Annotated in this window: 13 protein-coding genes and 1 other RNA gene; 6 read left to right on the forward strand and 8 right to left on the reverse strand. The window is 61.6% G+C overall.

The window, feature by feature from the left end; all coding sequences use genetic code 11:
• The first annotated feature begins 42 nt into the window (after positions 1 to 42).
• The 4 genes from secA to Q355_RS0113840 all read left to right on the forward strand — a co-directional run bounded on the left by secA (position 43) and on the right by Q355_RS0113840 (position 5,494).
• On the forward strand, positions 43 to 3,069 hold the full coding sequence (gene secA / locus Q355_RS0113825) for a preprotein translocase subunit SecA (RefSeq protein ID WP_027878318.1): 3,027 nt from the start codon (positions 43 to 45) through the stop codon (positions 3,067 to 3,069).
• A 101-nt stretch (positions 3,070 to 3,170) separates the two neighbouring features.
• Positions 3,171 to 4,046 (forward strand): metallophosphoesterase, encoded by an 876-nt coding sequence (locus tag Q355_RS0113830; RefSeq protein ID WP_036259654.1) that lies wholly within the window; start codon positions 3,171 to 3,173, stop codon positions 4,044 to 4,046.
• Between the two features lie 117 nt (positions 4,047 to 4,163).
• Positions 4,164 to 4,979 carry a metallophosphoesterase gene (locus Q355_RS0113835; protein ID WP_027878320.1) on the forward strand — a complete coding sequence of 272 codons (816 nt, stop codon included), beginning with the start codon at positions 4,164 to 4,166 and terminating at the stop codon, positions 4,977 to 4,979.
• Positions 4,980 to 4,999: 20 nt separating this feature from the next.
• Entirely contained in the window at positions 5,000 to 5,494 is a 495-nt protein-coding gene (locus tag Q355_RS0113840; RefSeq protein WP_027878321.1) for a DUF1648 domain-containing protein, read from the forward strand.
• Here Q355_RS0113840 and Q355_RS0113845 read toward each other — a convergent pair.
• The 3 genes from Q355_RS0113845 to Q355_RS0113855 all read right to left on the reverse strand — a co-directional run bounded on the left by Q355_RS0113845 (position 5,479) and on the right by Q355_RS0113855 (position 8,278).
• Positions 5,479 to 6,558, reverse strand: coding sequence for a prephenate dehydrogenase/arogenate dehydrogenase family protein (locus Q355_RS0113845; RefSeq protein WP_027878322.1), 1,080 nt, complete (start codon positions 6,556 to 6,558; stop codon positions 5,479 to 5,481). The genes Q355_RS0113840 and Q355_RS0113845 overlap by 16 nt on opposite strands.
• 82 nt (positions 6,559 to 6,640) lie before the next feature.
• Positions 6,641 to 7,678 carry a 3-deoxy-7-phosphoheptulonate synthase gene (gene aroF / locus Q355_RS0113850; RefSeq protein WP_027878323.1) on the reverse strand — a complete coding sequence of 346 codons (1,038 nt, stop codon included), beginning with the start codon at positions 7,676 to 7,678 and terminating at the stop codon, positions 6,641 to 6,643.
• Positions 7,679 to 7,870: 192 nt separating this feature from the next.
• Positions 7,871 to 8,278 carry a hotdog fold thioesterase gene (locus Q355_RS0113855; RefSeq protein WP_027878324.1) on the reverse strand — a complete coding sequence of 136 codons (408 nt, stop codon included), beginning with the start codon at positions 8,276 to 8,278 and terminating at the stop codon, positions 7,871 to 7,873.
• Positions 8,279 to 8,339: 61 nt separating this feature from the next.
• On the opposite strand from Q355_RS0113855, the gene ssrA reads away from it, so the two are divergent.
• Positions 8,340 to 8,695: a transfer-messenger RNA gene (gene ssrA, locus Q355_RS16605) on the forward strand.
• 537 nt (positions 8,696 to 9,232) lie between these two features.
• Here the strand turns inward: ssrA and Q355_RS0113860 are convergent.
• The 3 genes from Q355_RS0113860 to fusA form a co-directional block, all read right to left on the reverse strand.
• The gene (locus tag Q355_RS0113860; protein ID WP_245597597.1) at positions 9,233 to 10,648 is read right to left on the reverse strand and encodes a vWA domain-containing protein; all 1,416 of its coding nucleotides are present in this window, start codon (positions 10,646 to 10,648) and stop codon (positions 9,233 to 9,235) included.
• Positions 10,649 to 10,774: 126 nt separating this feature from the next.
• Complete coding sequence (locus Q355_RS0113865) at positions 10,775 to 12,196, reverse strand: hypothetical protein (protein ID WP_156941937.1); 1,422 nt, start codon at positions 12,194 to 12,196, stop codon at positions 10,775 to 10,777.
• Between the two features lie 99 nt (positions 12,197 to 12,295).
• Positions 12,296 to 14,266 (reverse strand): elongation factor G, encoded by a 1,971-nt coding sequence (fusA, locus tag Q355_RS0113870; protein ID WP_027878327.1) that lies wholly within the window; start codon positions 14,264 to 14,266, stop codon positions 12,296 to 12,298.
• A gap of 205 nt (positions 14,267 to 14,471) precedes the next feature.
• On the opposite strand from fusA, the gene Q355_RS0113875 reads away from it, so the two are divergent.
• Positions 14,472 to 15,092, forward strand: coding sequence for a MarC family protein (locus Q355_RS0113875; RefSeq protein ID WP_027878328.1), 621 nt, complete (start codon positions 14,472 to 14,474; stop codon positions 15,090 to 15,092).
• On the opposite strand, the gene Q355_RS16280 is transcribed toward Q355_RS0113875, so the two are convergent.
• Positions 15,078 to 16,418 carry a sensor domain-containing diguanylate cyclase gene (locus tag Q355_RS16280; protein WP_051529446.1) on the reverse strand — a complete coding sequence of 447 codons (1,341 nt, stop codon included), beginning with the start codon at positions 16,416 to 16,418 and terminating at the stop codon, positions 15,078 to 15,080. The two genes, Q355_RS0113875 and Q355_RS16280, sit on opposite strands and share 15 nt — an antisense overlap.
• A 48-nt stretch (positions 16,419 to 16,466) precedes the next feature.
• Positions 16,467 to 18,038 (reverse strand): DNA repair protein RecN, encoded by a 1,572-nt coding sequence (locus Q355_RS0113885; RefSeq protein ID WP_027878329.1) that lies wholly within the window; start codon positions 18,036 to 18,038, stop codon positions 16,467 to 16,469.
• Positions 18,039 to 18,115: the final 77 nt, after the last annotated feature.

Consider the following 18,115-nt stretch of genomic DNA (forward strand, 5'->3'; position numbering starts at 1 on the left):
GCGAGCTATTCTCATCCAGACGGGGTACAATCGCAGTTGGTTATGTTGGCCTGGATTAATAAGCTTTTAGATAACAACGAACGCAAGGTGGCCCGCTACTGGAAAGAAGTAGTAGCCCCGGTAAATGCCCTCGAGGACGAAGTTTCACGCATTGATAACCTGGCTGCAGAGTACGCCAAGCTGCGTGAAGCCTATCAAAACGGCAGCAGCCTGGACGAACTGCTCCCCAGGGCATTTGCGCTCACCCGCGAGGCCTCCAAGCGCTTCCTGGGCCTGCGCCACTACGACGTGCAGCTCATCGGGGGCGCGGTTTTGCACGAGGGCAAGATTGCCGAGATGAAAACCGGCGAGGGCAAAACCCTGGTGGCTACTCTGGCCGTTGCGCTCAATGCCATTGCCGGCAAAGGGGTACACCTGGTTACAGTCAACGACTACCTGGCCCGGCGCGACGCCGAGTGGATGAGTCCCATCTACAAGGGGCTGGGCCTGACGGTAGGGGTGGTGCAGAACCACTCCAGCCCCGATGAACGCCGCCAGGCCTACCAGTGCGACGTGACCTACGTCACCAACAGCGAGCTTGGCTTCGACTACCTGCGCGACAACATGGCGGTCGCGCCCGAACAACTGGTGCTGCGCCACGACACCCCGCTGCACTACGCCATCATCGACGAGGTGGACTCAATTCTGATTGACGAGGCCCGTACCCCCCTGATCATCAGCGGCCCCGCCGAAAAAGCCACCGATATGTACTACCGCATGGCCGAGATTGCCAAGAAGCTCGAGCGCGGGGAAAAACCTCCAGTGGGTACCAAAGGCGAGCCCACCGGCGACTACACCATCGAAGAGAAGCAGAAAGCGGTGCACCTGACGCTTCAAGGCATTGCCAAAGCCGAGAAGATGCTGGGAGTCGAAGGCCTGTTCAACACCGAGAACATGGAACTGGCCCATATGCTGACCCAGGCCATCCGGGCAAAGGAGCTCTACTTCAAAGACCGCGAGTATATCGTGCAGGACGGTCAGGTCATCATCGTAGACGAGTTCACGGGCCGCCTGCAGCCGGGCCGCCGGTTTGGTGAAGGGCTGCACCAGGCCATCGAGGCCAAGGAAGGGGTCAAAATCGAGCGCGAAAACCAGACCCTGGCCACCGTCACCTACCAGAACTTCTTCCGCCTCTTCGAGAAAACCGCGGGCATGACCGGTACGGCCAAGACCGAAGAGAAGGAGTTCCAGGAAATCTACGCCATGGATGTGGTGAGCATTCCCACCAACCGCCCGGTTATCCGCCAGGATGCCCCCGACGTGGTTTATCGCTCGGAGAAGGGTAAGTTCTTTGCGGTGGTGGAGGAAATAGCCGAAAAGTACGAGAAGGGGCAGCCGGTCTTGGTGGGCACCATCTCGGTAGAAAAGTCTGAGCGGCTTTCGGCCATGCTCAAAGACCCCCGCCACTATCTACCCCGCCTGGAGGCCCGCGCCCAGGCCCTGGCCAAGGCCATCGAGAAGCAGAGCGGCCCCGAGTGGGATCGGCTCAAGAAGGCCCTCGAGCGTCCCGGTGCCCTGCGCGACAGCGAGCTCGAGCAATACCAGTCCACCATTCCCCCCAAGGGCAATATCCGGGTGGCCTGGGATTACCTCAAAAAAGCGGTGCATACCCTGGAGCTTATCCGCAAGGGCATTCCCCACCAGGTGCTCAACGCCAAGTACCACGAAAAAGAATCGGAGATCGTGGCCCAGGCCGGTCGCAGCAAGACCATCACCATCTCCACCAACATGGCCGGGCGCGGCACCGACATCAAGCTGGGGGGCAACGCCGAGTACCTGGCCGCCGACCTCTTGCGCAAGGAGGGCCTCGAGCCCCGCGCGGAGTGGCGCGTTGAGCTGTTCATCAAAAAGCTGGTGCAGGGCGACGAGGAGGGGGCCCTTAAGCTGGCTGCTGAAATCGGCATCCGCCAGTCGGTGATTGACGAGATCCGCCGACTGCGCGATACCTGCGCTGCCGACGAGGTGCGGGTCAAGGAGCTGGGCGGCCTGCACATCATCGGTACCGAGCGGCACGAGTCGCGCCGCATTGATAACCAGTTGCGCGGTCGGTCGGGCCGCCAGGGCGACCCCGGTAGCAGCCGCTTCTATGTCTCCTTCGACGACGACCTGATGCGCCTGTTTGCTTCCGAGCGCGTTGTTGCCATGCTCGACCGGATGGGCTTCGACGACTCTGAGCCCATCGAAAACCAAATGGTCACGCGCTCCATCGAGCGGGCCCAGAAGCGCGTAGAAGACCGCAACTTCGACATCCGCAAGCAGCTTTTGCGGCTCGACGAAGTGATGGCCCGCCAGCGCGAGGTGGTGTATGCCCAGCGGCGCAACGTGCTGTTGGGCAGCGACGAGGTGGTGCGCGAGGGGGCTTTGGCCATGATTGAGGACACCGTGGATGCGGTGGCCGCCAACTACCTCAACCCCCAGCAGCACCCCGACGACTGGGACCTCGAGGGCCTGCGCTCAAGCCTTGTCGACTATATCCCGGCGCTTCAAAACTTCGACTTTGAAGGCTTACGCAAGCTCAAGGCCGAGGAGGGGCTGGAGCGCCTGGTAGAAGCTGCCCGTGCGGCCTACGAGGCCCGCGAGGCCGAGCTGAACCGCCAGGGCCCCGGCCTGATGCGGGCGGTAGAGCGCTTTGTAACCCTGCAGGTAGTGGACAACGCCTGGAAGGAGCACCTGCACAGCATGGACGTGCTCAAGCAGGGCATCTTCCTGCGCGGCTACGGCCAGCGCGACCCCTTCCAGGAGTACAAGCTCGAGGGCACACGCTTCTTCAATGAGATGATCGCGAGCATTAAGAGCGAGGTTACCAAGTTCCTTTTCCGCTTGCAGGTTGAGGTGAACCAGCAGCCCACCCCGGCTTCCAGGGCCGAGGGGGTCGAGTACAGCGGCTCTGGGGAGGCGACTTCGCCACAGGCCAGCCGCGACCCCTTTACAGTACGCCGCCAGCAAAAAGCCGCCTCGGCCTACTCCGGTTTGAGCCGTGCGGAGCGCCGCCGGCTCGAGCGGGAAGAAAAAAAGAAAAGCAAGGGATAACCCAGGATGCCCACCGCAAGCTGGCTGAAGGGGCTTCAGGCTTACCGCTGCGCTCTGAAAAAGACAAACGCGGCCTGGTTTCGGGCGTACACTGAGGTGTAATGCTGACCCGACGGCGTTTCCTGACCCTGCTGGGCTGGGCAGGCCTGGGCCTGACTGGCACTGGGGGGCTTGCGTTCAGCGCTTCCTACCAATTTGAAGTTAGTCGCCATCGGCGGGTGTTGTCAGGGTTGGAACGGCCCCTGCGGGTTGTTCAGCTAAGCGACCTGCATTATGGCCCCTGGATGCATGCGGCCTCGGTGCGGGCCTGGGTGCAGGCGGCCAATGCCCTGAACCCCGATCTGATCGTCATCACTGGCGACCTGATCGATTCTGGGCTGCGCCTGGACAGGCTCAAGGGACTTTACCGGGCCATCACCCCCGATTTCGAGCAGTTGTCGGCTGCGCTCGGGATGCTGCGGGCACCCCTGGGGGTGTACGCCATCTGGGGCAACCACGACAACGGCCAGCCCGCAGTTAAGCGCTACCTGAGCCAGCAGTTGCCCAAACACGGCGTAACCGTGCTGGTCAACCAGGGCTTGTGGGCTCGAGACGACCTTTACCTGAGTGGGGTGGACGATTTCTGGGCCGAGGAGGCCAACCCCAGCGTCTCGCTAAAGGGCTATCGAAAGGGCAAGGCCAGCCTGGCCCTGGTCCATAACCCCGATTTTTGGGAGTACTACCAGGGTCTGCCGGTAGACCTGGTTTTGAGTGGCCATACCCACGGCGGTCAGGTCTACCTGCCGGGCATTGGGGCCCCCTGGACGCCATCGAAATATAAACAGCGCTATCTGGCGGGCTGGTATGAGAAAGGCCCTGGTCCTGGACGTGCTCCGGTCTGGGGTTATGTTTCGCGGGGGCTGGGTACCTCGGTACTGCCGCTGCGGCTAAACGCCCCTGCCGAGCTGGCGCTGTTTGAATTCACACCAGAAGCCTGAAGCCTTTTTTTGCCTGAAGGCCCAGTCCAGGCGCTAGCGAGCAAAGCTGGCTTGGTGTTCACACCCCTGCTGGCAAAAAGCAAATCGAGCAGAGGTTTTATCAGTTAGGATATCGGGGTGATCTTCGGCTATAACTTCATAGTTCAGCAGTGCCGGCGGCCCTTGCGGGGTTTATCGGCCCCTTTACGGGTGGCCCATCTTTCCGACCTGCATATTGGTTTCTTTATACGCCAGGGCTCGGTGAGGCGCTGGGTGGATGCCACCTTGGCCGCGGGCCCCGATCTGATTGTGATTACGGGCGACCTTACCGACGCGGACCTCGAGCACCAGGTGCTGCCGACTTTGTCCGAACTCGAGCGGCTCAAAGCCCCTTTGGGTACCTGGGCGGTCTGGGGCAACCACGACTACCGCTTTAGTGGCTACCAAGCCAGATACCCTAGGCAAAGCGGGCTACCCAGAAGGCCAAAGGCGAACCCTCCGCGGGTGCCCATGCTGCCCCCGGTGGAACTGGAAAAGCGCCTGCAAGAGCTGGGAATCGGCTTTTTGCACAATGCTGGCGTTCAGTTGCGGGACGACTTATTTCTGGCTGGCGTCGAGGATCTGTGGCACGGCGAGCCCAATGTAGAGCAAGCCTTGGCCCATTACACCAGCCCCTCAGCCTGCCTGCTCATCTGCCACAACCCCGACTACCTCTACCAGGTACCCCGGTCGGTTGACCTGGCCCTGTGTGGCCACACCCACGGGGGGCAGGTTGTGCTGCCGTGGTACGGCCCTGTTTTTACTTCCTCGCTCTACGGGCAAAAGTTTGCGGGCGGCTGGGTAGACGACCCTGTCCCGGCCTTTATCTCGCGGGGCCTGGGCCTTTCCACTGCACCCATTCGGGTGGCCTGCCCGGCCGAGCTGGTGATTCACCACTTTACCCCGCCTGCATAATGGGTGCAGGGGGGATAAGCATGTGGTGGCTCATCGCGCTGCTGAACCTGGGTGTCTGGCTGCTAACCGCAGCTCTCTACACCAGTCTGCCCGAGCAGATTCCTGGTCATTTTGGTCTTTATGCTCGGCCTACCCGCTGGGACAGTCGGGAGACCATCTGGCTACTGCCCCTTATCGCAACGCTGATGGCCCTTGGCCTGTACGGACTTAACCGAACGATTCTGAAGTATCCAGGCCTGATAAACCTGCCCAACAAAGACGAGTTTATGCGCTTGCCACCGAGTTCTATGCGGTGGGTGGTACAGCGCCTGAGCCTCCACCTGACAGGACTGATGGCTACCTTGCAGCTATTGCTTGGCTTCCTGGTGTGGGGTACTGCACAGGTTGCCAGCGGGATTTCAAGCCATCTTTCAGGGGCGATCTGGTTGTTTCCTCTGGCTGTGGCAGTGCAGGTGGGGTGGCTGGTGTTTGATTTGCAACACAGTGTGGCGTGCGAACATCAGCGCACCTTATAGCCGATGCCCCCCAGAATCTGGCGGGCCTGCTCGCGCTCCTCGGGGGTGGCAAAGCCCATGCGGATGGCCCCACCCTCGTCCCGGATGGCCAGCACCTCGAAGTTTTTGATGTTGACCCCGGCGTTGCCCAGGGCGGTGGAAACTGCGGCAATTTGCCCGGGTTTGTCGGGAACCTGCACCACCAGTTCGTTCATCACCGGCAGCAGGCTGCGTTTGACGATGGGCAGGGAATCGCGGGTGCGTTTGGCTTCCTGGGCCACCTCGAGCAGATTTTCGGGGCGCTCGAGCAGGTTTTCCAGCTCCAGCAGGATGGCCCGCAGGTCTTCGATGGCTTCGCGCAAGGCTTGTTTGTTGGCCACCACCATATCGCGGCTCATGCGGGGCGAACCCGAGGCCACACGGGTCAGGTCGCGAAAGCCCCCAGCGGCCAGGAACATCAGCAAGTCTTGATGGGGGTCTTGGGCCACCAGCTGGTTGAGCCCTACCGCCAGCAAATAGGGCAGGTGCGAGATGCGGGCTACCAGCCGGTCGTGTAGTTCGGGGGCGATCTCGAGGGGATAGGCCCCCAGGTTTTGCACCAGGGTGCGGATGGTAACGAGCGCCTCAGGAGCCGTGCTGGGGGCAGGGGTGATGACCCAGACGGCATTTTGCAACAAGCCTGCATGGGCCGCTTCTACCCCGGCTTTTTCGCTACCGGCCATGGGGTGCGAGCCCACAAAGTTGGGCAAAATGCCGGTCAGGGCCTGTACGACGGGCTGCTTAACGCTGCCCACATCGGTCCAGACGGTATGAGGGCTAGAAAACTGCGCCAGCTTCTGACCTTCGCTGACTAGCACCCCCACCGGGGCGGCCAGTACACCCAGGTCGAGGTCGGCTACCCAGCTTCCCGGCGAAGCGTGCACCCTGTCCACGACCTGAAGGGCCAGGGCATCCTCGAGGGCCCCAGGGTCGGGGTCGTAGGCGTGAATCTCCTCGGCCAGGAAGCGCTCGCGCAAACCCAGAGCTACACTGCCGCCCAGCAGGCCAATGCCAAAAATGCCAACTTTGCCAAACAAAGGCTTCATCATAGGGAAAGTCTGGGGTCTTGGGCCCGAAAGTAGAAGACCGTCCAAAGGGATGGATGCCGATGTGCTGAGGGGTACCGGCTTAGACGGGTTTTAGCTCCTGGGTCAGCCTCTTTCCCAGTGCGGGCAGAAGGGCCTTAACCCTGCTCATCATATCGGCAAACTGGGCTTCGTTGAGCTGCTGGGCTGCGTCGGACTGGGCTTTTTCGGGGTCGGGGTGGGTTTCCACAATCAACCCATCGGCCCCCGCAGCCAGGCCAGCCAGCGCCAGGGGGGTCACCCAGTCGCGCTTACCGGCGGCGTGCGAGGGGTCTATCCAGACCGGAAGGTGGGTCAGGCTTTTGAGTACCGGCACTGCGGAGATGTCCAGGGTGAAGCGGGTGGTTTTCTCGAAGGTGCGGATGCCGCGCTCTACCAGAATCACCCGCATGTTGCCCTGGGCCAGCACATACTCGGCCGACATCAAAAACTCCTCTAGGGTCATGCTCATGCCCCGTTTGAGCAATACCGCCCGGCCCGACTGCCCCGCGGCTTGCAGCAGAGCAAAGTTTTGTGCGTTCCGTGCGCCAATCTGGAGCACATCGGCATAGGTGGCCACCAGGTCGACCTGCTCCGGCGAGACCACCTCGGTTACGATGGGCAGGCCGGTTTTCCTACGGGCTTCGGCCAGGATTTCCAGCCCTTCCTGGCCCAGGCCCTGGAAGCTATAAGGCGAGGTGCGGGGCTTGAAGGCCCCACCCCGAAGCATCTGGGCGCCGTGTTTTTTGACATAGTGGGCGGCGGTGAGGGTCTGCTCGAGGCCCTCCACCCCGCATGGCCCTGCGGCAATCATCACTTCACCACCCCCGGTGGCCCCGGTGTTCCAGCGCAAGACGGTGGGCTTGGGCGAGACCTCGAGCGAGGCCAGCTTGTAGGGCTTGGAGATGGGAATAACGTCTTGTACAGCAGAAAGCGCACGGAAGTGCTCAATCAGCTCTGGGGTAGGCCCTTTGCCAATAGCCCCGATCAGGGTGGTGTGCTCCCCCTCGGACACGTGGGGCCGGTAACCCACCCGGCGTACTTCCGCCACCACCGACTCGATCTCTTGAGGCCCCGAACCATGTTTCATAATTATCAGCATCGCCTGCCCTCCTTGCGCAAAAAAACTTCCGGGGAGCTTTAGTCCCCGGAAGCAGCAGCGCTATAGACGACTACGCAGGCCTCACGGGGCGTACAGGCCAATAAAAATACCCAAAAAAGCGGGCATTCTGGCTTGCGGAACCCCTCGAGGTCTGCATATGTCCGTGAGCATAGCGGGCTGTCCTTGTGTTTGTCAACTTCCGCGTATGGGGGTGATGGCCAGCGTGCAGCGCGAGATGCAGACTAAGCGCCCCTGCTCATCGCGAATTTCAATGCTCCAGACGGCAGTGGTGCGGCCCGTGTGGAGCGGGGTTGCGCTGGCCGTTACCTTGCCGGACTGCACGGAGCGCAGGTGGTTGGCATTGATCTCCAGTCCAAAGCTGGTATAGCCTTCAGGTGCCGCCAGGTATGCGCCGATGCTAGCTACGGTTTCGGCTAGCGCCACCGAAGCGCCCCCGTGCAGGTAGCCAAAAGGCTGGTGCAGCTTGGGGGTAACTTCCATCTCGGCCACCACTTTTTGCGGGGAGGCCTCCAGAATGTGGATGCCTAGGGTTTTGACCAGTGAATCGCGCTCGAGGTGTGTGGGGTCGGTCTTGCTCATGAGCAATAGCCTACCGCACCTTCTCAAAAAGAAAAAAACCTGTTACAATATGCATTTGCCTGGGGGCGTTCTGGTTTCGACAGGGGCCTTTGAAGGCAGTACGGCGTGTCGAGGTAGCCCATGGCCTCGTAAAAATGGGCAAAGCCATAACTGGCAACGTTCGTAGCAACAGCTACGCTCTCGCTGCTTAAGTCAGCGACGTTCTTCAGAAGCCCAGCCGATGGCGTACTGAACGAACGACCTAAAGTCGGCTAGCTTGCGGCAAGGCTCCGTAGCCAAAAGCGAAACCTCTTCGGAGCTTGGTTCAGGCCCGCTGTTGGTGGCGACAGCCTGGACGACAACTAAACACCAACTACACACGTAGAAGTCTGCTGGATGGGTCTTTGGACGGGAGTTCGAACCTCCCCGCCTCCACCAAGCGCCACTCATGCAATCGCATGAGTGGTTTTTTATGAACCCTACCTGAGGCTTTTCGTTTTGTGCAGGACAAAAGAACCCTTCAAATACGCTCACTTTGCTTCTTGGCAAAAACAGGCGGCTGGAATCCAGCCAGACTAACTGTGACAAGAAACGTCTTCGATATGTTCTTTTTACGGGGCTCCCGCCTGAAGTACAGGTAGCAACAGCCTGAAAAACGGTGGTACTCCAACAGTCCCTAACGGAACGATTCAGGGGGGGTTATGATACCGGATTCAAAAAGATAATCTTCAAATAAAAAGCGCTAAGAGGCTATCTTTTTGAATCCTAGAGCACACCCCTCGCTGCGCTCGGCGAAGAAAGCGTATCCCTTCGGTCGGGTTAGTTCGACACCGTTCGGTGACGAACTAACCGAATCTGGTATGAGATGCTGTCTTCGCTATTTTTGCCACCGCAGCAAAACGAACAGCGGGTGCCACGCTCTCCGGCAGTTGTCCAGCATGCTGCCATTCCTGTTTTTGCGGTGGAAGCGGCGCACTAGGGGGCACTGGGGGATACCTGGGTTTCCAAACGTCTGTGCAGTACCCGATACTGGAAAAAGTAAAACTCTGCCGCCAACAAGAGTGCGGCCAGCAAGGCCAGCCAGGGAGCCATCTGTACAGTGCGTGTGGGGGGTAGGGGCTGGTCGGGGCTGGGGCGGGGCAGCAGGGTTTCGCTGGGGTCTAGCAGGCCGCTTTTGATCTCGCCCCGGGGTGCGACCAGGTTGTAGAGCAGAACCGGAAAGGCCGGCAGGTTTTGCAGGCGCTCGGCAGGGGGCAGGTACACCCCAGCCTGGTGATACCAGGCCAGAACCTGGCCGGTGGCACTAATGGCCAGAGGCCGCCAGCCAGGGGCCTGGGGGGGAGGGGGAATGGGGAGGCTGTAGCCCACCAGTTCGGCCCCCCGCAAATAGGGGAGGGTACGCTCCACATCGAATACTGTAGCCTGCCCGCTGGCCTGTTCGGCAAAAAAAACCGTGAAGCGGGTAGGCTCGCGCCGGGGGGTACCCACCTCGAAGGCCAGTTCGCCGGGGCTGCCCCGGCTGGTGCCCAGCAAGGCCAGGAGGCGCTCGAGGGCCGGTGAGCGGCCCGAAAGCTCTACCCGCACCAGTCGCCTGGAAAAACGGGCCTGGTTATCCAGGGCCAGGGTATCGTTGCCCACGATGCGGGCGCTGGGTGTGGCCGAGGGCACTTCCAGGCTGCTATAACCACTGGCGGGCACCTCGAGCGCATACCGCTGGCCATCCACCAGCAGCTCGCCCCGCCACAGCCCAGGCCCCGCGTTGGCTACGGCCACAAAACCAGGCCCAATGGCGGTGATGCCTACATTGCTGCCGTTGCCGGCCACGTTGAGGTAGCCATCGGTTTCAGGTGGTGGGGCCTGGTCGGCGATGGTCAGCACCCGGGCCCCAGGTAGCAAGGCCCGCCCCCGCGCAATGGCGAGCTTAAGGTTGCTGCTGGCGGCTTCGGGCTGCAGGCCCTCGAGGGTGGCCAGCAAACTTCGCCCTGGGGCCGGGCCAAAGGTTTGCACCTGGCTTCCGGCCACCACCAGAACCGCTCGAGGCGAAGCCGCCAGGCGCTCGCGGGCCAGGGTTTTGGCGCGCTCGAGGCGGCTGGGGCTTACGTCGGTAGCGGCCATGGAGGCCGAGGCGTCCAGCACCAGCACCAGCTCGCCCGGGCGATCCAGCGAAATTCGGGGTAGGGCCAGGGCCAGCGTTGTCAGCAAGGCTGAAAGCAGCAGCAACAATAGCCGCAGATCAAAGCGCCGGCGAGCCCGGCCTTTGCGTAAGGCTTTTTGCCACAGCCAGAGCCCCGCCACTTTGCGCACGGGGGGCTGCCTGCGCCGGTACCACAGCCAGACCAGTCCCAACACCGGGGGTATCAGCAGCAACAGCCAGGGCAAAGCAAAAGCCACCTGCACCCTCTTAGCATAGGCGCTTTGGCCTAAATCAAAGCGTGCTGGTCAACCAATGCCAACCAAGCACGCCGGATTCCAACCCACTCCGCACGGATGAGCCCGGGCGCAGGGCAGGTCTTGCTGCTACCACCGCACCTCGTAAAAGCCCCGGCTAACCAGGCTGTTGCCCTCTACCACCGCATAGGAAAGCCCCAGGCCAAAGCGCTGGCCGGCCAGCTCGAGGAAGCGGGTAAGGGACTGGGCAAGGTCGCGCTCGAGCGCACCGCCCTGGTTCCCGATGGTTTGGGGCAACAGGTCGCGTAGCGAACTAAGCTGCTGCTGCAGGATGGCACCCTGTTTGCTGAAGGTATAGCCCACTGCATTGGCGGGAATGCGCACGCGGAAACGCTGAAAGCCGGGTTCGTTGCGCCAGGGTGGGTTCTTGCTGGCGGCTAGGGCGCTTTTGCTGGTGGCTATTACCAGCCGACTGGGCTCGAGCTTGTAGTAAAGAACCCCCATCAGCCCCACCTCCACCGCTTTGAAGTCGCCTTCGTTGCCCAGCACCCTAAAGCCACCCTGCCCCTCAGGGCTTGCGAAGGCGGCCAGGCTTTGCAAAAGCGCCAGCAGGTTGGCCTCGGCGGTTGCGGGGTCGCGTAACTCCCAGTAAATCAGACTGTGGCCCAGTATGGCCTCGCTGCGCCCGTCTGAAGCAGGGGGCGGCCCTGGCACCGTGACGCTGGCAAAGCGTGCACCAAATGCCCTCAGATCGAGATTTAGCCGCACATCAAACTCGCGCAGCAAGCCCGGCAGGTAAGCACCAAAGCGGCTCAGGTCAAACACCCCGGTCGAGACCGCGTAGCCCTGGGGAAGGTCTGCGGCGTTGTAGGGCCGCTCTTTGGGCAGCAGCAGGCTGGCCAGGGCGGGGTCGGCGGCGGGGTTCAGATCCAGACGAATTTCTTCGGTATAGCCTCCGGGGGTGAGCTGAATGGCATAGCTAAAGCGACGGATGGTGCGGGCTGCGCCATTGGTTCGTGGGGGCAAGCCCAGACTGCCTATCAGGTCTTGCGGAGGGGCTGCCCACAGCACGATGTCCCCCCGCACCGGGGCTTGCAGACCTCGGCGGTTTTGCAGGAACAGGCGGGCATATTTGGGTGAGGCAAAAAACACCAGCTCGCGGCTGAAGCCTGTCTCGACATCGCGGTCACCCCCCACCAGCCAGCCGCCCTGGGGGCGCAGGCCTTTGGTATCGCGACGCAAGACCTTCATGGCCTCGGCGCTGGGGCGGGCTATCACAAAAAACCCGTCGGAATACAAAGCTGCCGCCAGGCCGCCTGCGGCAATTCCCAGTAGGGCAGCATCGGAGCCTGCTTGTTGCCGCAGCTCACGGTTAAGCAAGGCCTCCATCCCACTTTGCTTCCAGTCGGCAGCCAGCCCACGCAGGCTTTGGCTGCCGCGCAGGTCGTTCAGGTAAAAGCCGGCTACAGCGCCCTGTGGGGCCAGCGCAAGCAGGTTTTGGGCCAGGGCAGAGCCCAGCAGAAGCAGCAAAAAGATCAACGGGCGAACCATAGCCTTCATGGTACTCGCCCGCATCTGGAAAATGCACTGTTTTTGCCCTGACGGGATGGTTTGGATAATTGCCGTTTGCTAGATCTGGCCGGGAGCTGGTTAGGCTTCGGTCTTCTGCCGTTCGGCAATCACTTTTTGCGCCAGGTTGGGGGGTACCTCGGCGTAGTGGGAGAACTCGAGGCTGTATGCACCGGTTCCCTGGGTAAGCCCCGAGAGGGTGCGGCTGTACTCGAGCACTTCCACCAGAGGGGCTTCCGCACTAACCACCGCCAGGGCGCCCTCCTGATCCATGCCCAGGATGCGGCCCCGGCGCGACTGCAGGTCTGACAGAATATCGCCTACTTTATCCTGAGGCACAAAAATCTTGAGGGTGTAGATGGGTTCCAACAAGGTGGGGCTGGCCTGGGCCACCACGTTTCTGAAAGCCAGCTGGGCGGCCAGCTGGAAGGCCATGTCGGAGCTGTCCACGTCGTGGTAGGAGCCATGGTAGACCACCGCCCGAAAGCCAATGACTGGATAACCGGCCAGGGGCCCGCTTTTGGCGGCTTCCTTGATGCCCATCTCCACCGATTCCATGTATTTGGTGGGTATCACCCCGCCGGTTATCTCCCAGACGAACTCGTAGTCGGGGTGGGGTTCCAGCCTGAGCCACACATCGCCATACTGCCCGTGCCCGCCGGTTTGCTTCTTGTGCTTGCCCTGCCCCTCGGCCTTCTTGCGGATGGTCTCGCGGTAGGGAATCTTGGGAGGCCGGGTGATGATTTTTACCCCGTAGTCGGCCAGGCGTTCTTTGGCGGTCTCGAGGTGCAGGTCACCCATGCCCCACAGAATCTGCTCGCCGGTTTCGGGGTTGCGCTCGAACTTCAGGCTGGGGTCTTCTTCCAGCAGCTTGCGCAAGGCATCGCCTAGCTTGGCCTCGTCGCTGCGCGACTCGGGGGCAATGGCCACCATCGCCACCGGGTCGGGTAAGCGGGCCGAGGGAAACTCGGGGCGCTCCCCCTGCCAGAGCTCCATGCCTTTGTGTAGGTTGTCGGCTTTTGGCAGGGCCAGAATGGTCCCGGCCTCGGCCTCCTCGAGCTCGATCAGGTCCTTGCCCTTGGCGGTGTAGATATGGGCCAGCCGAACCGGGCCATTGTCCGACTGGAGGGTGTCGCCCACCCTGATCTTGCCCCGGTACAACCGCGCAAAGGCCACCTGTCCCATGAAGGGGTCTACCTGCACCTTGAACACTTTAGCCGCTGGGCTGCCCTGGCCCCAGCGCTCTTCGGGGGAGGGGAGGGCCTCGAGGAACAGGTCGAGCAGCATATCCAGCCCAATGAGCGCACCGGAAGAACCAATGGCTACCGGAAACACCTGGCCTTTGCGCACGGCCTCATGGAAAGCTCTGGAAAGGGCCACTTCCTCGACTTCTCCGCCCTCGAGGTACTTTTCCAGCAGGCTTTCGTCGGTTTCGATGATGGCCTCACGGGCTTCGCTACGGTACTTTTCCACCTGGGCCTTCTGGTCTTCGGGAATGCTGGTTACCACCGGGCGGCCTTTGTCGTAGCGGAAGGCGCGGTCGTGCAGCACATCGATCAAGCCGACCCACTGCCCGTTTTCGTATAGCGGCAGGTGGGCCGGGATGATGTGCCCCAGGGTGGAGCGCAGATCCTCGAGCAGGGCAAAAAAATCGCCCCCCTTTTCCAGCTTGCTCACCACCACCATGCGTGGCAGCTCCAGGCGTTCGGCTACCGTCCAGGCCCGCTCGGTTCCAATCTGTACGCCAGTTTCGGCAGATACCACCACCACCGCCGAATCGGCGGCCTCCAGTGCTCCGCGAATTTCGCCCACAAAATCGGTATAGCCTGGCGCATCGAGTAGATAAATTCGATGCCCTTGGTAGGTTAGGGGCAACACCGCCGTTCGAACCGAGATTCGGTGTGTTTTTTCCTCTGGCGTATAGTCCGAGGTGGTGTTGCCCTCTTCTACCTTGCCCATGCGATCCTTGCCCCCGGTGAAGTATAGAAGTGCTTCTCCGAGGGTGGTTTTTCCGCTGCCGCTGTGCCCCACAAGGGCTACAGTGCGAATCATGGTTAACCTCCTTGCGGTTCTTAGTATATAGGCAGGGGGGAGACAAAAATCCCACAACCCCTGGAACCCCAGCAAAAAGCACCGACATCTCTTATTGGGTGCTGTTTGCAAAATCTCCGCAAAACCGCCATCTGTGCTAGACTCGCTTTTTGCTACAGGGGCTAGTAAAAATGCCTGAAGCCCCACTGAACTGAGGGAGCCTCCCATGATCGAGTTTGCCACCAAGGCCTTTGTGACCTTTTTTGTGCTGATAGACCCCATCGGCCTGATACCACTTTTTTTGGGTCTGGTGGGCACGCGCAGCTATCAGGAGCAAAAGAGAATTGCGCTGCGCGCGACCCTGGTGGCAGGCCTTCTGGTGCTGGGTTTTGCTGTTGTGGGTGGGGCCATTTTGCGCTACCTGGGCATTAGCCTCGAGGCCCTCAAGGTGGCAGGGGGGCTGCTTTTATTCAAGATTGCCCTGGACATGATTAATGCCCAGCTCGAGCGCGAGACCGACGAAGAGCACGCCGAATCGCAAGCTCGATCCGATATTTCGGTTTTTCCCCTGGCCATTCCACTGATTGCCGGGCCCGGTACCCTGGCCAGCGTGCTGATCCTGACCGGGTCGGCCCCGGCGGGGATTTGGGGCTTTCTGCTGGTACTGGCTATGGCGGCGCTGGTTTTGCTTATAACCTACTGGTCGCTCAGGGCTGCGCTCAAGTTCTCGAGCTCGCTGGGACGCACCGGCATCAATGTAATTACCCGTGTTCTGGGGATTTTGCTGGCGGCCCTGGCGGTGCAGTACGTGGCCGATGGGGTGCGGGTCTTGCTAAAGCTCGAGTGAGTCCCGCAGGCGACGCTTGTCTGCGTACATTGCCGCATCAGCTAGCTGGAGAGCCTCTGTTAGAGGCATGGTGGGGCGGATGGCTACGGCGCCGGCGCTAACTTCTACCTGAATACCCATGCGCACCCGCTGCACTGCCTCCGGCACTTCATCGAGCGACAAGGCCAGGTGCAGGCTCACAAACTCGTCGCCGCCAATGCGGAAAACCTGATCCTCCTGACGAAAAGTGCTGCGTAGCGCGGTGGCCAGAGCCTTGATGGCCTGATCGCCCGCAGCATGGCCGTGCTGATCGTTGACCCGCTTAAGGCCGTCCATATCCCAGTAAATCAGCGTAAGGGGCAGGCCAAGCCGCTCGGCCTGGGCTTTTAGTTTTGGGAAACCCTCTTCCAGGGCATGCCGGTTGCCCAGACCAGTCAGGGCGTCGCTGAGGGCCAGCCCGGACAGGTGGTGGCGGGTCAGCAAGCCATAGAGCACGGTGGCCGCCTGAAGGGCAAAGGTCTGGGCAATGGCCAGACTCTGGGGCGGGAAGGCCTCGGTGGAGCTGAACGAATCCAGGTTAAGGGTGCCCATCACCTGGCCTTGCAGCACAATCGGAACCGTTACGGTGGCCTTCAGTTCCGTCAGCTTGCCGACTCGGTGGAACATTTCCAGCTCATCGGGAACTTGCTGCTGGGTTCGTTCGTGGATGTGGGGGGCGACCAGCAGCCGGGGCTGGCCCAGCAGCCAGGCTTCTTCCCCCAGGCCATACCAGGCCAGCTCCTGCTGGTAGTCGAGGGCGTGCTGCATCAAGCTCGGGTCAAAGCCAATTTGGGCTACGAAGCGAAACCTGCCATCCTCCAGCAGGGTCAGGCTGCCAGCTTCGGCCCCTGGCACCACTTCGACAGCTGTCTTGAGAACCCGAGCGAGGATGTCCTCAAATTTTTCTTCCTGGGTCAGCAGGCTGGAGAGCACCTCCAGCGAGGTGGCGTAGGCCAGGGCCTGGTTGTAGGTCTGGGTAACCTCGTGCAAAATGCACAGTTGCCCGTTTTTATAGGGCGCCAGACTAACCTGGAACCAGCGCCCTTGTTTTCCCGCAAGACCCCAAAGCCCTGGCCGAAAGCTGTTCTGTGGGGGGTCGGCTGGCTCGAGCCTACCAAAGCCCCGCACCACAGGTTGAAACCAGCTTTCCAGGGGTTTGCCTGCTGGGCTGGGGTCAGGAATTAACGCCACGGCTGCCGGGTTGCACCAACCCACCTGTCCCTTCTCATCCAACCAGACCACTGGCTCGGGAAGCTGGTTCAGCCAGTGCAGTATGTCTGGCGCAGGGAAGAGGGCGGGCGTGCTCATAATGGTGGGCTATGCGGGTGTATGGTTGCGGCCAGGGGCAGCTCCGGTTTAGGTGACTGCGCCCAGCAGCAGTTCGCGGGCGTGCTCGAGGGCTGCTTCGGAGTAGCTGCCCGAGAGCATCCGGGCCAGCTCGCGTACCCGCTCCTCGTCCTGTACCGGCTGCACCTGTACCCCTGTAGGGTGTTTGACCACCCGGTAGTGGTTTTGGGCCCGTGCCGCGATCTGCGGGAGGTGGGTCACTACCAGAACCTGGCGCTCACGGGCCAGCCGGGCCAACCGCTCGGCCACCTGCCAGGCTGCTTCGCCGCCCACACCAGCGTCCACCTCGTCGAAAACCACCGTTTCGGCCTCGCTGCCGGTCAGCAGGGCCAGGGCCAGCATTACCCGCGACAGCTCGCCGCCCGAGGCGGCCTTTTCCAGTGGGGCCAGGCCCAGGCCGGGGTTGGCCGAAAAAAGTAGCTGGATCTCCTCGAGCCCATCGGGGCCCGGATGCTCCAGCGGCGTCAGGCTCACTTTAAACTCCGCTGCCGGCATACCCAGGGCCCGGATTTCCTCACTGACTTTGCGCGAGAGGCTGTCTGCTGCGCGGGAACGGGCCTGCGAAAGCTGTCGACCCGCCTCCAGAAGGGTGTTCCAGGCAATTTCTTTCTGGGCATAAAGCTGGCTCAGGCGGTCTTCGGCCCCCTCGAGCTCCACCAATTCCCGCCGGGCGGCCTCGGCGAACCCCAGGATGGCCGGAATGCCCTCGCCGTATTTGCGCCCGAGCTTCTCGATAAGGGCCAGGCGGGCCTCCACTTCGTCGAGGCGCCGGGGGTCGGCCTCGAGGTTCTCCAGGTAGTCTTCTAGCTCGCGGCTTACTGCCCGCAGCGCGTCCAGGGCGCCCTCGAGGTCGCGGCTCAGGTTTTCTAGTTGAGCGTCAAAGCGGCCTGCCGCTTTGATCTCCCTCGAGGCCAGGGTAACCAGCCCCAAAGCATCCCCCTCTCCGCTCAGCACCCCAACGGCTGCCGAGACCCGCTCGCGCAGGGTCTCGAGGTGGCGTAAGCGCTCGGCTTCTTGCCTGAGCTGCTCTTCCTCGCCCACCACCAGCCGGGCCTGGTCTATCTCTGCAGTTTGAAAGCGCAAAATATCCAGTTTGCGCTCACGCTCGCGTGCAGCGGCTTCCAGACGCTCAGTCTCGCTTATGATGGACTGATACTGTGCGTAGGCGCTCTGGTAGCGCTCCAGCAGACCTGGCTCGATCTGCGAATCGAGCAGCCTGCGCTGGGCTTTTCGGCTGAAGAGGGTCAGGGCTGCGTGCTGGGCGTGGATGCTCAGGTGCTGGGCGGTTTCCTCGCTCAGCTCTCTGAGGCTCACCACCTCGCCCTCGATGCGGGCGGTGCTGCGGCCCTGTGTAACCTTGCGCGAGAGGCTCTTGCCATTAATAAAGGCCGTTACCAGCAGGGTGTCGGCCCCAGGGCGCATCAGGCCCTCGGCCTTTTCGCCTAGCAGTAGCGATAGGGCATCCACCAGCACACTCTTACCCGCACCAGTTTCGCCTGTGAGCACGGTCAGCCCAGGGCTAAACTCCAGCGCCACCCGCTCCAGTACCGCTAAGTTTTGCACCTCGAGGCGTTCCAGCATACCTGGAAATCAGGGTACCACATTGGTTTTGTTGATATCAGAATAGGGCTGGGTTTAGTTACGCGACAGCCTCCGCT

The organism is Meiothermus cerbereus DSM 11376 (assembly GCF_000620065.1).
GTDB lineage: Bacteria > Deinococcota > Deinococci > Deinococcales > Thermaceae > Meiothermus > Meiothermus cerbereus.

Excerpts from the sequence above, each read along its gene's own strand:
- Q355_RS16280 (WP_051529446.1), bottom strand. The coding sequence starts at position 16,418 with ATGAGCACGCCCGCCCTCTTCCCTGCGCCAGACATACTGCACTGGCTG.
- Q355_RS0113840 (WP_027878321.1), top strand. The coding sequence starts at position 5,000 with ATGTGGTGGCTCATCGCGCTGCTGAACCTGGGTGTCTGGCTGCTAACC.
- Q355_RS0113865 (WP_156941937.1), bottom strand. The coding sequence starts at position 12,196 with ATGGTTCGCCCGTTGATCTTTTTGCTGCTTCTGCTGGGCTCTGCCCTG.
- Q355_RS0113855 (WP_027878324.1), bottom strand. The coding sequence starts at position 8,278 with ATGAGCAAGACCGACCCCACACACCTCGAGCGCGATTCACTGGTCAAA.
- Q355_RS0113845 (WP_027878322.1), bottom strand. The coding sequence starts at position 6,558 with ATGAAGCCTTTGTTTGGCAAAGTTGGCATTTTTGGCATTGGCCTGCTG.
- aroF (WP_027878323.1), bottom strand. The coding sequence starts at position 7,678 with ATGCTGATAATTATGAAACATGGTTCGGGGCCTCAAGAGATCGAGTCG.
- Q355_RS0113830 (WP_036259654.1), top strand. The coding sequence starts at position 3,171 with ATGCTGACCCGACGGCGTTTCCTGACCCTGCTGGGCTGGGCAGGCCTG.
- fusA (WP_027878327.1), bottom strand. The coding sequence starts at position 14,266 with ATGATTCGCACTGTAGCCCTTGTGGGGCACAGCGGCAGCGGAAAAACC.
- secA (WP_027878318.1), top strand. The coding sequence starts at position 43 with ATGTTGGCCTGGATTAATAAGCTTTTAGATAACAACGAACGCAAGGTG.
- Q355_RS0113885 (WP_027878329.1), bottom strand. The coding sequence starts at position 18,038 with ATGCTGGAACGCCTCGAGGTGCAAAACTTAGCGGTACTGGAGCGGGTG.
- Q355_RS0113875 (WP_027878328.1), top strand. The coding sequence starts at position 14,472 with ATGATCGAGTTTGCCACCAAGGCCTTTGTGACCTTTTTTGTGCTGATA.